Annotated in this window: 8 protein-coding genes and 3 pseudogenes; 5 read left to right on the forward strand and 6 right to left on the reverse strand. The window is 38.6% G+C overall.

The features are described 5' to 3' along the window. Positions 1–83: 83 nt before the first annotated feature. The 4 genes from PX700_RS13525 to pbpC all read left to right on the forward strand — a co-directional run bounded on the left by PX700_RS13525 (position 84) and on the right by pbpC (position 9,517). Entirely contained in the window at positions 84–545 is a 462-nt protein-coding gene (locus PX700_RS13525) for a hypothetical protein (protein WP_479521028.1), read from the forward strand. A gap of 27 nt (positions 546–572) precedes the next feature. Continuing rightward, the gene (locus PX700_RS13530; RefSeq protein ID WP_479520982.1) at positions 573–1,166 is read left to right on the forward strand and encodes a DUF1287 domain-containing protein; all 594 of its coding nucleotides are present in this window, start codon (positions 573–575) and stop codon (positions 1,164–1,166) included. A 64-nt stretch (positions 1,167–1,230) separates the two neighbouring features. Beyond that, on the forward strand, positions 1,231–7,155 hold the full coding sequence (locus PX700_RS13535; protein WP_479520983.1) for an alpha-2-macroglobulin family protein: 5,925 nt from the start codon (positions 1,231–1,233) through the stop codon (positions 7,153–7,155). Beyond that, the gene (gene pbpC / locus PX700_RS13540; protein WP_479520984.1) at positions 7,136–9,517 is read left to right on the forward strand and encodes a penicillin-binding protein 1C; all 2,382 of its coding nucleotides are present in this window, start codon (positions 7,136–7,138) and stop codon (positions 9,515–9,517) included. The genes PX700_RS13535 and pbpC overlap by 20 nt, the downstream gene beginning before the upstream one ends. Before the next feature lie 78 nt (positions 9,518–9,595). Here pbpC and yfaE read toward each other — a convergent pair whose 3' ends face one another. From yfaE to PX700_RS13565, 5 genes and pseudogenes are all read right to left on the reverse strand, one after another. After that, positions 9,596–9,868, reverse strand: a complete 273-nt coding sequence (gene yfaE / locus PX700_RS13545) for a class I ribonucleotide reductase maintenance protein YfaE (protein ID WP_479520985.1) — start codon at positions 9,866–9,868, stop codon at positions 9,596–9,598. Beyond that, positions 9,868–10,017: pseudogene (locus PX700_RS13550) on the reverse strand (class Ia ribonucleoside-diphosphate reductase subunit beta); the annotation flags it as partial. The pseudogene PX700_RS13550 and the gene yfaE, both read right to left, overlap by 1 nt. Beyond that, positions 10,014–10,202, reverse strand: a pseudogene (locus PX700_RS13555) (hypothetical protein); the annotation flags it as partial. The pseudogenes PX700_RS13555 and PX700_RS13550, both read right to left, overlap by 4 nt. A 60-nt stretch (positions 10,203–10,262) precedes the next feature. Next, a complete protein-coding gene (locus PX700_RS13560; protein ID WP_479520986.1) occupies positions 10,263–11,240 on the reverse strand; it encodes a porin in 978 nt (325 codons plus the stop codon). 251 nt (positions 11,241–11,491) lie between these two features. After that, positions 11,492–12,712 (reverse strand): dicarboxylate/amino acid:cation symporter, encoded by a 1,221-nt coding sequence (locus PX700_RS13565; RefSeq protein WP_479520987.1) that lies wholly within the window; start codon positions 12,710–12,712, stop codon positions 11,492–11,494. Between the two features lie 378 nt (positions 12,713–13,090). Here PX700_RS13565 and cysE point away from each other — a divergent pair, with 378 nt between their 5' ends. Further along, positions 13,091–13,852 (forward strand): serine O-acetyltransferase, encoded by a 762-nt coding sequence (gene cysE / locus PX700_RS13570; RefSeq protein ID WP_479520988.1) that lies wholly within the window; start codon positions 13,091–13,093, stop codon positions 13,850–13,852. 170 nt (positions 13,853–14,022) lie between these two features. Here cysE and tnpC read toward each other — a convergent pair. After that, a pseudogene (gene tnpC, locus PX700_RS13575) lies at positions 14,023–15,479 on the reverse strand (IS66 family transposase); the annotation flags it as partial. Positions 15,480–15,498: the final 19 nt, after the last annotated feature.

Raw genomic sequence — 15,498 nt, forward strand, 5'->3', positions numbered from 1 at the left:
ACTTTTGTTACTATTAAAGTATTGGGTTACAGCATATATAAAGTGTTAAGTGAGTATCTTGGAGAAAGGATGTTCTCGAACAAATAGAACAATGGATTGATGCAACAAATATTAAATATAACAACCAAAGAATTAGCTTTGAAAAATTTGCCAGTGAGTTTGCTGGGTTTTATCCTACCGAATTTTTAAAAAATGCCTTTTACGTTGTTGTCGATGAAATACCCAAACCGAACTTTCCTTTTTTGCGTGAAATGGGGCTAGGCGATTTTATTGATATGGATGCCGCAGGTGCTACATACAAAAACACTTATTACATGCTTCCTTACGTAGCTGACAATTTAGCTGTGCACTTTCATGAACTTGTTCACGTAGCCCAATGGAGTGAACTTGGCGCCGAGGCTTTTATGCTGCGTTACATAACCGAAATTCAGCAGGTTGGTTATGCAGCTGCGCCACTTGAAGTCATGGCGTATGGTCTTGATAAGCACTTTACAAATAATGGCAAGAAAATAAACGTACCTGAACACGTGGTTCAAGCGTTGTAGTTAATTAACATTTTCAAAGGATTGCATATGACACGCTTTACTATTTTTTTACTGAGCTTACTTAGCATAAATGCCTATGCGGCATCGTTTGATGACGACATTGTGGCAGCGCTGCTTGAAAGAACAACACACAACGTTACTTACGATGGTGCTTATCGCTCAATTGCATATCCTGGTGGCGATGTGCCCGCTAATGTAGGGGTGTGTACCGATGTCGTTATTCGATCATATCGACTTTTAGGTATTGATTTGCAAAAGCTTGTGCATGAGGACATGCTAAAAAGCTTTGAGCTATATCCCTCTAAGCGTATTTGGGGTTTAACCAAACCTGATAAAAATATAGATCACCGCCGTGTGCCAAATTTACAGGCTTACTTTAAAAATCATGGTCAAGTGCTCACTAAATCAAGTAACGCGAAAGACTATAAAACGGGTGACATTGTAACGTGGATGCTGCCAGGTAATTTGCCGCATATCGGTATGGTTGTGAATGAGTTAGCAAAAGACACAGGGAATCCATTAATTGTTCATAATATTGGAAGAGGGCCTGAAAAAAGCGACATGCTTTTCGATTTTAAAATTACGGGGCATTACCGATTTGTCCCAGAAGAATATAAATAACCAGATTATAAATATGAGTTTTCTCATTTATTGATATTGCAGTATAAAGAAAAAGGATTTGAACGTGAATATAAAAACCGATTCAAAAGAGGCTAACCCAAAAGAGGTTAATCTTAAACAAAGTAAACTCGCTCCCCAAATAGCGAGCTTATTTATGAGTATTGTTTTTTCAGCCATAGGAACGGGCTTGTTTGGTTTGGTTGCAAGCTTATTTGGCAACGTAAATTTAACCGAAAAAACAGTTGGCAGTGTGTGGATTTTACTGACCACGTTTTTTGTTATTTTAAATGTATTTGGTGTCATTATTTGGCACAAGCCAAAGTGGTTAATTACTGCTATAAATAATGTGCTTAGGTTTGCTAAAGAGCGCAAAACAGCATTCTTTAGCGCCGTGCTAATGCTGGTAATATTAATAGCAGGCTATTGTTTTTTCCTTTCTTTACCACAGCCAATTAGTTACAAAGTAACTCACTCTACACCTGCTGTTACCACTTTATCTGATGTTTTAAACCCTGAACCGCTTTATATAGATTTTGCTCCTGTTTTAGATGATGTAGAAAATACGGATACAGTGTCCTATTCGATCGCAAAGCTTGCGCTTGTTGGCAAAGTGCTCTCCAAAGGTATAAAAGTCACGCCAGAGCTAATTGGACAGTGGTCTTGGAATAGTGAAAGCCAGCTTAAATTTATCCCAAAACAAGATTGGTCAGCAGGGCAAGAATATACAGTACGTTTTGATTCGTCTATTTTTAAAAGCGATATACACCTAAGCGATAATGAGCATGTATTTAAAACTCCCGATTTTGAACTAACGCTTAGCTCGCTCGCTTTTTATCAAGATCCTAACGTTAAAAAAAGTCACAAGGTGGTTGCAACATTAAAAGCGACTCACCCAACAGATATAAACACCATAAAAAATAATTTAAAGCTGACTCAATCACTTGATCAAGATGGCAAGAACGAACTCGCACAATATAAATTTGATGTTACTTACGACAAGCATCAACGAGAGATTTACATTACTTCAGAGCAAATACGTATTCAAGATACCGAAAGCTATCTGTATTTTGTTCTTAATAACGGTGTAAAGCCGGTTATGGGTCCTTCTCAAACAACAGTAGAGATTAAAGACGCCGTGTTGGTCCCAAGTGTAAATAGCTTTTTTAGAGTAAATACTGCCAATGTGTTGATGGTAAAAAATACGCAAGGGGAGCCCGAACAAACACTTGTTTTAGACTTCACAGATGATATTTCATCGCAAGATGTGGTTAGTAAAACGATTGCTTACGTATTACCGGCTAAAGATTCAAAAGGTAATTATAAGTACTTCAGTAGCCCACGAGAGGTAACTGATGCAGTGCTTAAGCAATCTCAAAAAGTTAAGTTACATGCGATTCCTACCGCGCAAGATACCGCTAAGTTACACAGTTTTACGTTTGACGCCCCTCAAAACCAGCAAGTTTATATCGCGATTGATAAGGGATTAAAGTCGACGGGTGAGTTTACGATGGTGAATAAATACGACACTATTTTAGATACGCAGGCTTATCCGACACAAGTAAATATTATGTCTAAAGGGTCTATATTATCAAAAAATGGTGACCATAAATTGTCATTTTTGACCCGTGGTGTAAACGCACTTCAAGTTAAAGTCGGTAGGGTAGAAGCCAATCAGATTAACCACCTTATAAGTCAAACCAGTGGTGATATTTCTAATCCAGAATTTAATAATTATTACTTTACAGAAGAAAACATAAGTTCAATTTTTACCAGACAAGTTAATTTAAAATCGGAGCACCCTAAAAAAGCGGTCTATTCATCTATTGATTTGAGTAGTAAGTATAATGAGTCACTTGGTTTAGGCTTGTTTTTTATAAATGCTCAAGCGTTAAATACAGAAGATAATTACGTATATGGACCCCAAGAAAAACGACTTATTCTTATTACGGATTTAGGTATTTTGGTAAAAAACAATGCTGATGGATCTCGCGATATATTTGTCCAATCTATTGAAACAGGAAAACCGGTAGCAAAAGCGAAGGTGTCGTTACTGGGTAAAAACGGATTAGTTATTTTAAATACTAAAACCGACTCCAAAGGGCACGCGTTTTTCGAAGACACAACGTGGTTTACAGAGGACCAAACTCCCGTTGCTTTTGTAGTAGAAACTAAAAATGACATGTCTTTTATTCCTTATAATCGCTATGCTCGAATGGTTAACTACTCTCGGTTTGATACCGGCGGTGTAAGTTCGGGGCTCAGTGGCAGTAATAAAATAGATGCGTTTGTTTTTTCTGACCGTGGAATTTATCGACCAGGCGACAGCGTTAAACTTGCCACGATTGTTAAGCAACAAAACTTTGCAAAACTGGGCGATATACCGCTTGAGTTCATAATTACCGATCCTAAAGGGGCAACTGTTTATAATAAACGTGTGAGCTTGGGTAAGTATGGGTTGCTTGATTTTGACTTTAAAACACAAAGTAGCGCCAACACAGGAACGTATTATGTATCGGTGCAACTTATTAAAAATAATAATAGCCGCGATCAATTAGGCAGTACTGAGTTTAAAGTTGAAGAGTTTGTGCCTGATAGATTGAAAATTAGCAGTCAATTTTCTCAGTCATCTGCTAAGGGGTGGGTAAACAGCTCAAAATTTAAAGCATTGGTGAGTCTTCAAAACTTATTTGGTACACCTGCTCAAAATAGACGCGTTACCGCTGATTTACGTTTATCGCCAGCTGGTTTTTACTTTAATGAATACAAAGATTATGTGTTTTCTGATCCCCACAGTGAAGGGAGAAATATTAGACACAGTAATGAATCATTAACCGAAACCAAAACTGATGAACAAGGCAAGGCAGAGTTTGATATTGACTTAACCCGCTATGAGGCAGGTACTTATCAGTTAAATTTTGCAGTACAAGGGTATGAAGAAGGCGGTGGCAAAAGTGTTCGTGCAAGCAGCTCGGTGCTTGTTTCGCCAGTTGAGCAATTAGTTGGTTATAAAGCCGATGGCGATTTAAGCTACATATCAAAAGAGTCAAAACGTGTTGTAAAATTTATTAATATTAATTCAGAAACTGAGCAAGTTGCGCGTGATGACTTATCGCTAAATTTAATAGAACAACAATATGTATCTACGTTGGTGCAACAAAATAACGGCACTTATAAGTACCAATCGGTTAGAAAAAACAAACAGGTATCAAGCAGTCCGTTTTACATTAAAGAAGATGGCGCAGACTACGAATTACCCACAGCTGAGCCAGGTGATTACTTAGTAGAACTCGTTGACGGCGAAGGAAATACCGTCAGTAGAGTATCATTTACGGTAACCGGTACGGGTAACCTAGCGGGTAAGCTTGAAAAAAATGCAGAACTGCAAGTGCAATTAAATAAACCGGATTACAAACCTGGCGAAACAATTGAAATAAGTATTGTAGCGCCTTATGTTGGCTCGGGTTTAATAACAATTGAAACCAATAAAGTACACGCATTTAAATGGTTTGAGAGTAAAACAACAAGTAGCATACAAACAATAACGCTACCTAAAGGAATAGAAGGCAATGCGTATATTAATGTTTCATTTGTTCGAAGCCTTGAATCGAAAGAAATATTTACAAGCCCACTAAGCTACGCAGTTAAACCATTTGCGATTGATCGTAGTAAACGTGCAATAGATTTTGACGTAAACATACCTGATAAAGTAAAACCAGGTGATGATTTAGTCATTTCATATAGTGCCAAATCACCGTCACGTGTTCTTTTATTTGCTGTAGATGAAGGCATTTTACAAGTGGCGAATTATCGGACGCCAAAGCCGTTAAATCACTTCTTACAAAAACGTGCTTTAGAAGTTAGCACTATGCAAATTGTTGATCTTATTTTACCTGAATTTAAACTAGTGCAAGAGCTTGCAGCTGCCGGTGGCGGTTATGCTGAATCAATGGCATTGAACCGCAAGAGCAAGCAACTTAACCCGTTTTCTCGTAAGGTACAAAAACCAGTCGCATTTTGGTCTGGTATTTTATCGGCTGATGCTAAAACAAAAAAGCATACGTTCACTATTCCAGATACTTTTGCAGGTCAGGTACGTGTAATCGCGATTGCCGTAAATGACGAGGGTGTTGGTGTTAAAGAAAGTACAACACTAGTAAAAGGGCCTTTTGTATTAAGCCCCAATGTATTAACGACAGCGGCACCTGGCGATGAGTTTGATATTGTACTTGGTATTGCCAATGGCGTTGAGGATTCAGGTAAACAACTGCCAATTACGTTAGAGGCGCTTGCTTCAAGCAACATTGAAATAATAAGTGATAAAAAACTAACGCTAAATATTGATGAAAACTCAGAAGACACATTAACGTTTAGAGTAAAAGTGCTCGATAAGCTTGGCGCTGCATCAATTACATTTACTGCGCTGTCGGGTGACAATGTTAGCCAACGTACGGCTACGTTAAGTGTGCGCCCTGCGGTTGCATTTGTTAGTAGTTTTGAAAGTGGCTTTAGTGAATCAGGTAAAAAAGAAATAGCGGTTTCGAGACAGCTATATCCTAATTTAGCACAAAATAATATTACCGCTTCACAAAGCCCGTTAGCGCTTGTTGATGGTCTTATTAGTTATTTAGATAACTTTCCTCATATGTGTACCGAGCAAGTGGTGAGTAGTGTGTTTCCGGTGCTGAGTTATTTAGAACACCCAAGTTATATGGGCGATGTATCTTATAAACATGAGCGTATAAACAACTTAATAGACACCCTTCGTCAACGTCAATTACCTGATGGCAGATTTATGTTATGGCCGGGTAATTCTAGTGCATCTATTTATTCTTCTCTTTATGTTATGCATTTTTTATTAGATGCAAAAGAAGCGGGCGTAGCAATACCTTATGATATGTGGAGCAGTGGTTTTGAAGGTGTGCGCAGTATAGCGAGCGGATCTTTAGAGACGAATGACAGAAACCGCGCTTATGCTATTTATTTGCTAACACGACAAGGTGAGGTAACAACTAATTACTTATCTGATTTAGAAAAAAGCGTAAATGCGAGTAATAGCAAAGTATGGCAACAAGATATAACGTCCGCGTTTATGGGCGCAACTTATCAGCTATTACGTGCAAGCGATAAAGCGCAAGCACTGATCAATAGCTATAAAATTGGGCAAGATACGCAACACGATAATTGGGGCGCTTACGACTCACGTTTAGCTCACGACGGACAGTATATTTATTTGTTATCAAAACATTTTCCTGCTCGCTTAAAGCAGTTAACTGAAGATGATTTGTTTACTGTAGTTGACCCTATTTTTGAAGGAGACTACAACACGTTGTCGTCTGCTTGGTCGGTACTTGCTATGACGGCATACTCAAAAGTTGCGTTATCACAAGCCCAGCCTGAAGATGTAAAAATAATGGCAACAACGACAAAGGCAGATAAAAAGGCATTAGACGTAACCTATACACCTTATCCTAAAGCCTCGTTTTTAAATGACGTTAAAACGCTTAATGTATTAGCGCCACCTCGCTCATTTTACATGATGAGCCAAGCTGGTTTTGATACAAACGTACCACAAAAGTCATTAAGCAATGGCTTAGAAGTTGTTAGAGAATACCAAGACAATAAAGGTAATATTGTAACCACCGCAGTTCAAGGTCAAGAACTAAACGTTGTATTGCGAGTGCGTAGTGCAACGGGTGAAAACATTTCGGATGTTGCTGTTATTGATTTACTACCTGGTGGCTTTGAAGTACTAAGAGACAGCGTTCGCAATAGCTATAACCGCTGGACCTCTGACTATAAAGATATTCGAGAGGATCGCGTTATATTGTATGGCAGCTTTGGCGATAGCATGACTGAGCTTACTTACAAAGTTAAGGCTACTGCATCTGGCAGCTTTGTAGTGCCATCGGCTTATGCTGAATCTATGTATGATTTAAGTATTAAAGCGCACTCAAAATCGGGTCGTTTTGATGTTACTACCGCTAAATAAAAAGTTTAGTTTTATAATAAAAACGGCTTTTTTTACAACAGTACTGCTTGCAGTGCTGTTGTATTTATTTACTCCAAAGCCTGATATTACTCAGCCTAATGCTTACTCAACGGCTTTTTACGATAGCAGTGGTAAATTACTGCGTTTAAATTTAGCCGCAGACGATAGATATAGATTATGGACGCCAATAGATAAAATCCCTTTGAGCGTTCAACAAGCGACTTTATTGTATGAAGACCAAGACTTTTATGAGCATATTGGTGTCGATTTTATTGCTTTAATAAATGCGTTTTATACTAGTTATATTAAAAGAAGTCACCGAGTTGGTGCGTCAACAATAACAATGCAAGTAGCTCGGTTGCACTTTGGGATGAACACGCATGTTATATTTGGAAAAGTAGAACAAATACTTCGAGCGTTACAAATTGAGCGACACTACAGTAAAAACCAAATACTCGAGGCGTATTTTAACTTAGCGCCTTATGGATCAAATATTGAAGGTGTTGGTGCAGCCAGTTTAATTTACTTTAAGAAACCAGCCATTGATCTTAATTTACCTGAGTCATTATTACTTAGCTTAATTCCGCAAAACCCAACTAAACGAAATCCCATTAAAAAATCGGCTAAATTCATATTGCTAGAAACAAGAAAAAAACTGTTTACTCGTTGGCTTGAAAAATACCCAGACGATAAACATTGGCTAGCAGCTATGCAATTACCGATAAAGGTATATGCCTCTTCAGACTTACCTTTTGAAGCCCCACATTTTATTAATAATTTACAAAGCGAATACCCGCACTTAAAGCCGGGAGAATATAAAACGTCGATAGACCTTAATTTACAAAACTTACTTCAGCGCCACGCAAAAAATTATATTAATCGTAGGCAAAGAGACGGGCTTAGTAATACGTCTGCTATTTTACTAAATTATAAAACCATGGAAGTCGTTGCTGAATTAGGCTCTGTGGATTTTTTTAATAATGACATTAGCGGTCAAGTAAATGGTGTAAGAGCCAAACGTTCACCAGGTTCAACCCTTAAACCATTTATTTATGCGCTTGCTATAGACGAAGGGTTAATTCATCCATTAACGCTTGTAAAAGATGCCCCCAAACGCTTTGGAGGGTATACACCAGAGAACTACGATCAGCAGTTTTTAGGCCCTATATCAGCCACTGAATCGCTCGTGTTGAGCCGTAATGTGCCTGCCGTTAATTTGATGTATCGCTTACAAAAAGTTGGGTTATACGATTTACTCGTTGCAGCCGATGTTAAAAAGCTTCAGCCTAAAGAGTTTTATGGTTTAGCACTTGCGCTGGGCGGCAGTGAAGTAACGATGCTAGAGCTCGTTAAGTTATACGCCATGTTGGCTAATTTAGGGGTGTATAAGGATGAAGTTATATTAATAAAAGACGCCACTGCTATTAACCCAAATAACCCAAAGAACTCAAACAATCATATCAAGCAACTCATCAGCCCAGAGGCAGCCTACCTGACTTTACAAATGCTAAATAAAAATAGTGCAGTTGATGAGATCTCATTTCAAAAAGAAAGAAGGCAAGCATACCCTGTATATTGGAAAACCGGTACTTCATTTGCTTTTCGTGATGCATGGTCAGTAGGTATTGTTGGTCCGTATGTTTTAGCTACATGGGTTGGTAATTTTTCAGGAGAAGGGCATCCATCTTTTATTGGGCGACAAGCAGCCGCGCCTTTGTTTTTCGAAATAATTCGTTCATTAGATAGTTACGGCTTAATCAAAGGCGATATAAAACCAGGTGGTTTAAATATTACAGAAGTAGATATTTGCTCTACAACAGGTGATTTACCTAATGTGCATTGCCCTAAAACAGAAAAAGGGCTTTTTATTCCCGCTAAGTCGCCAATTAAAGTATCGGATGTACATCGTGAAATTTATATTGATAAAGCATCGGGTCTACGTGCATGCCAATATAATGAATCTACAACGACAAAAGCAGTTTATGAATTTTGGCCATCTGACCTAGTCAGATTATTTAAACAAGCAGGTATCGTTAAACGCCAGCCTCCACCTTATTTAGATTCATGCTTAATTAATGATACAAGTACACAAGGCTCAGCACCTACTATTACATCGCCAAGTAGTTTGATTAGCTACACTGTGCGAGCAAGTAAACTTAAGCTAGAGAGCATTCCTTTTTCGGCGACCACAGATACAGACTCACGTGTTTTATATTGGTTTGTAGACAACAGCTTTGTAGGTAAAGTTAAACGAGATACTTCACTATTTTGGCAACCACAAGTAGGCGAATTTGATGTAAGAGTGGTTGATAACTTAGGGCGAAGCGCGTCAGTTTCAATGCGTGTAAAGCTCGTTCAGTAATACGTAAATAAGCTAAAGAGCTAGTTATTGGGTATTAACAATTAGATTGGCGTTTATAAACAGTATTTAGCGTTTAGATTACTTTAAATTAATACTTATATTGCCATTAGGCTTGCAGCAGCACAGGAGTATTTCGCCTTCGCGCACAAACGCCAGTGGCTCTTCGTTATACTCAACACTACCTGAAACTAACGTTGCCCTGCAGGCGCCGCAATAACCTTCGCGGCATTGAAATGCTACGTCTATTTTCATGGATTCTAAGCACTGTAAAACAAAAGGGCAGCCAGTGGTAAATTCTATACACCGGCTGTCTACTGCAAGCGTTATGCTTGCAGTAGACTTGTCACTCATTATAAATCAAAGTCACCAAATTCAGATGCATCAACTTGCGAGTCGATTTGACCAACAAGGTATGAGCTAATTTCAGCTTCTTGTGGTGCTACTTGTACGTTATCAGACACTAACCATGAATTGATCCACGGGATAGGGTTATGCTTGTTTTACCAGTTTTACCATTTTTACGCTTAGGGAAGTTATCGTTCTCAAGATGCAGCTCTAACTCAGCGTTCAAAGCAGCTTCCGTTAGTTGCTTTATTAACGGGCTTAAGATGCCATCTTTACCCGTTAATGCTTTGCCATCTTGTAGGTCTTTTAAAGCTTGTTAAAAATTAAAATATTTAGTTATGTGTCATTCCTATTTTAGTCAATTCTACTGAAATGGCTCAGATTTTTGAACACTACCTAATTAAAATAAAAGCTGCATTCTTACTCTATATTCTTCGTTATTTGATGAAGATACTTCGTCTTCTCCGGCCATATAGCTCAAGCTAAACCTTATTTGTTTGTTAAAGTAGTAGTTCGCACCAGTTGAAATTTGTTTTCCAACGGTCTTACCAAGATTGATGTCGCTAAATTTTCCTAGTCCATCTTCATACCTGATTACCATTTCCCAAGCACCGCGAGTGGAATGCGGAATAACGCCTTTAAATTTTCCAGCTTTGTATGGCCTTGAACCATTAAAAATATAGCCAAGTTGAATATAATGGCCTTTGTTAGAATAAGTAGTGTGAGGGGCTGAAGTGTGAAAATATTCAGCTTGAAGATGTATCGATTTATATAATAATGCGTATTCAATATTGTAGTTGGTTATGTCTTTGTTATTGAGGTAGGCGCTTCTATATGTAAAACCAGTACCTAGGTGAACTAACAACTCATCGTTTACTTTCATCGCTTTAGTTAATCGACCTGTAATCGCCTTGTTGCTAAAACCTGATTTGATTTTACGATTGGATTCAAATATGCCAAAACCATATGACCAATCACTCCCTTTTCCGGTTATTTGTATGCCGAAGCTTGGCTCATAAGTGTAGTATTCGGTCATAGCAGAACGCTCTATTATCGATATATCTTTAGAACTGGTGAGCAATTCTAAACCGAAAGGCTCTTTTTGTTTGCCTATAGCAACATTAAAAAAGTCGCCCATTCCTGTGTAGCGTATATAGGCTTCTATAGCGTCACCATTTGTTTTACTGTTTTCTCCAAGCTTTATGGTTGCTTTATAGTCCCAATTTCCAACGTGTCCATAAGAATAGAGCCTTGAACGGCGAAGGGCTGAATTAGAGGTATCTTCGTTGTTTTTGACTTTATTCAGCTCATAATCCCACTGAAGGACGCCACCAAAATTGAAACTAGAATCAGGCTTTGATATTGCTTGATTGTTCACCGACGAGGAGGCGTGAGAAAAGCTCGATAAGATTGTGCTAGAGATGAATGCTATTGTTTTTATGTATTTGTACGTCATATTTAATTATTAACTTAGAAATTGCGTGCAATTTGTCTAATCTTTCCTACTAACTGTTTTTGAGGATAAAGCTACTAATAAGACATAATTGCTGTCATAAAGGCGCAATAAATTTTGCGTTGCGCTTTACTGGTTAGTTGTGCAGCTACTTTTAAAGGTAGCTGCTATAATTTTTAGCTAACATCTTGACTCAGATTTTGTGATTGTTCTGCATCTAGCTCACCGTTTTTGTTAAAAATGCCCTCTAACATTAGTGTAATAGCGCCATCACCAGTTACGTTACAGGCCGTACCAAAGCTATCTTGAATCGCAAAGATAGCGATTAACAATGCAACCCCAGCAGGATCAAACCCTAGAACACCTATGACTATTCCCATAGACGCCATCACTGTGCCACCCGGTACACCAGGAGCACCAATCGCAAATATGCCAAAGAGTAAAATGAACATAGCCATGACATCCATTGACGGAATTGAACCATATAGCATTAGCGAGATAACCATAACAAACAGGGTCTCAGTCAATACCGAACCACACAGGTGTATCGTTCCGCCGAGAGGCACCATGAAATTCACCGTTTTTTTGCTGAGTACTTTTGACTTTAGTGCTCCATTGAGCGACACAGGAAGTGTTGCCGCACTAGACATAGTACCAACGGCTGTGAGGTATGCTGGCCCATAGTGTTTTAGTACCTGCCACGGGTTCTTTCTTGAAATAATACCTGCAATTGAATATAAAATAGTTAACCAAATGAGATGCCCTAATAAAGCCAATATAACTACTTTCAAGAAGACTGGCAGTTGCTGAGTCAGGGTGCCTTCATAAGCAAGTCCCGCAAATGTAGAGGCTATGAATAGAGGTAAAATAGGAATAACAATTGATTTGATCACCATCATCATCATGCTTTCAAATTCACCCAGTAATTTTTCGAAACTATCAGCTTTTGTCTTTAGCGCGGTTATACCAATGAGTATGGCAAGAACTAGCGCCGACATGACTGACATTATTGGCGAAATTGAAAGTTGAAACGCTGCTTCTGGTAAGTGTTTCAGGCTTTCTATTTCAGTAGGAACTGATAGGTGAGGGAGCACCATTATCCCTGCAAAGTACGCTAATGTTGCAGCGCCTATAGCTGAAAGGTAAGCAATACTGATGCCTGCTACTAGCATTTTGTTGGCATTGTATTTCAATTTCGTAATTGCAGGGGCTATAAATGCAACTATCACAAGTGGGACGGTAAAGAAAATAAACTGACCTAATACATATTTTATTGAGGTAACTATCGACATAAATCTTTCGTTGGCTATTAGGCCTATTAATATTCCAACTCCAATGCCTATTATGAGCTTCAAGATGAGTAACCATTCGGTATTTTTACTTTTATTAAATTTCATATCCTCTAAATACTTATCGGTTGATAAGTAACCCCTTGTTTGTTTTGGCTACTTTTTAAGACGAAATATAAGAAAAAAAGACGCAATAAAAAATAAAACATGCAGTTTGATAATTAGCTGCGGGATTGCCGGTGTAGCGCTTTATTTATTGAGACATATAGAGCCAAGCATTAAATTCTTGGCTCTATTATTTTTCTGGGGGATTACCTAGCTTTTTGAAAAAGAGGCATTTTTAATAAAAAATATTTATGCGTCTTATTACAAATTTTTTCGTCTTACTGATCATGAGTGGTGAAACCATTTGCTCAAACGGTAAGTATTTTCTCAACAGGAATGTTGAGTTAGTCGCATGTTTTCTGGATTTAGGAGTATTTTTATATGTTTAAATATTTTAGAGAAGATTTAAAAAGTATTTTTGATCGAGACCCTGCTGCTAGAAATGTTATAGAGGTGCTGTTTAGTTATCCTGGTATTCATGCAATTGCGATGCATCGAATTTCTCATGTTTTATGGAGAAAGGGACTAAAGCTTTTCGCTAGGATAATATCAAGCATAAGTCGCCTTTTGACTGGCATTGAAATACACCCTGGTGCCAAAATTGGTCGCAGGTTTTTCATCGACCATGGCATGGGAGTCGTTATCGGTGAGACCGCAGAAGTTGGCGATGACGTAACACTTTATCATGGCGTTACCTTAGGAGGCACAAGTTGGTCAAAAGGTAAGAGACATCCCACTTTGGGCAATGGTGTCATTGTCGGTGCTGGAGCAAAAATACTTGGCCCAATTAAAATAGGAGAAGGAGTAAAAGTAGGGTCAAATTCAGTTGTTACTAAAGACGTTGCCGAAGGGGAGACTGTTGTAGGAATTCCGGGAAGAGTAGTTTCCAAGGAAAGCAAAATTAAAAATAATGGACATAAGCATAGAGCGTTAACTGAAAATTTGTGCTTCTTTTCTTATGGGGAAACTCAGCATGAAAACGATCCCGTTGCACAGGAAATACGTGAGCTTCTTGACCGTTTGTTAGCGATGGATCAAAGGCTTGAATCTAATTGTTTAGACCCAAGTAATTCGTTTTGTAATGATCACCCGAAAAATCCCCTTCGCGTCAAAATAAATAAAGCGCCAGAAGTGATTACTTGAACATAAAAAGATATTCTCTTAGCTTCAACCTCGTTGTAAGTCATGCATTCATATGACTGGAGGGTTTCTCCAGTCATTCTACACCTGGTAGACATATTTATTGGAAATAGCTATTTGCTGTGCAACCATGCGGTGATCATCACCTAGATATTGATGTTCCAAGTCAATAATCATTCGATGCCTGGCCCTGGCTGACAAAGTTCACCGAGGCAATGCATGATGTAATCAAGCGGCGTTGAGCCGTTGGACTTTGCAGTTTCGATGATGCTGTATTGTATAGGTGGGAGCTTGCTATTTTGCTGTGAGAGGTTTGGCAAAAATCCAGTTCTTACGGCCAATTACAAACGGTCTGATAGCTCGCCCGGCGCGGTTATTGTCGATATTAAGCTGTACATCTTCAAGGTAAATCACTAATTTATGCCATTGAACAGCGAGATAGGTTGCTGTCTCTGGCAGTTTGGTTTTCCCACCTAAATGTGGCAGCTTTTGATCTAACCATTTATGCAGTTTATCGGTTATAGATTTCGCTTGCTGTTGCCTTACTTCATGACTTTGCTCTGGTGTTTTATCTTTAAGTTTTGATTCAATGCCGTACAGTTTCTGAATCAAACTCAAGACTACGTCGACTTTGTCTGCCTTATTTTTACTCTGCACGTGTTTCGCTTCAATAAATTTACAACGCGTATGGGCCCAACAACCAGTGTCGATTGCGTTTGTGCATACGCTTGGTAACCATCAACCTGTAAATACCCCGAAAAGCCATCCAGATAATTAACCACGCAGGAAGCTGCTCGACTGTTTTGATAGTCGTAAAGCACGATGTTTGGTCTTGAGCTGTGTTTATACCAATTCCAATAAATAGCTGATCTATTTTACTTGCTAAAACAACCCATTTCTTTGTTGTAAATTTCGCAAAGGGAACAACCATTTACATCAATTTACGCCTAGAACTGAATTATTTTTTCGACGTAAAATTTAGATCACATACTTAATGGAATTGGTATTACTTATAGCCGATGACGGATCCGAGCCGGTACAATATAGCCAATGTAACTTTTTACCTTGTCGGTGTTGACCACATTGACCGCCGTTTCATCGGCATGTATCGCAGGTTGTTTAAATAACGCGTGTTTCAGACGCTGTATCAGCGGTTCAAACAAGATGGCGGATTTGAGTACCCAGTCACTCATGGTTTTACGACTAAGCTCAATGCCGTATTGTTTGAACATCGACTCTTGTATGTGCAGTGGCAGTATATATTGATATTTGCGGGTGATAATTTGGCTTAAGAAACTGGACGTGTTTGGCATTTTGGCTTGTTTAATACTGTTATTCGACCCTGACTTATCACATTCAGGACACGCGTACTTTGGGCGAATATGCTCAATGACTTTTACATTTTCGGGGACGAAGTCGAGATTTTCACAGACATCTCACCCATTTTATGCAACACATTACCACAGCAGTTACACAGTTGGTCTTCTTCACCAATATCAAGAATCACTTGATAACGGAGTAAGTTTTTTGGTAATGGTTTGTGCTTTGGTATTTTGCGAGTGTAGCTAATCTCTAGTGTAGCAAGCTCATCAGTTTTCTCAATGATGTCTTCGGCTTCATTAAACAACTCCTTGGTGCGTCGGTATTTT

This window comes from Pseudoalteromonas sp. TP27, assembly GCF_056470645.1.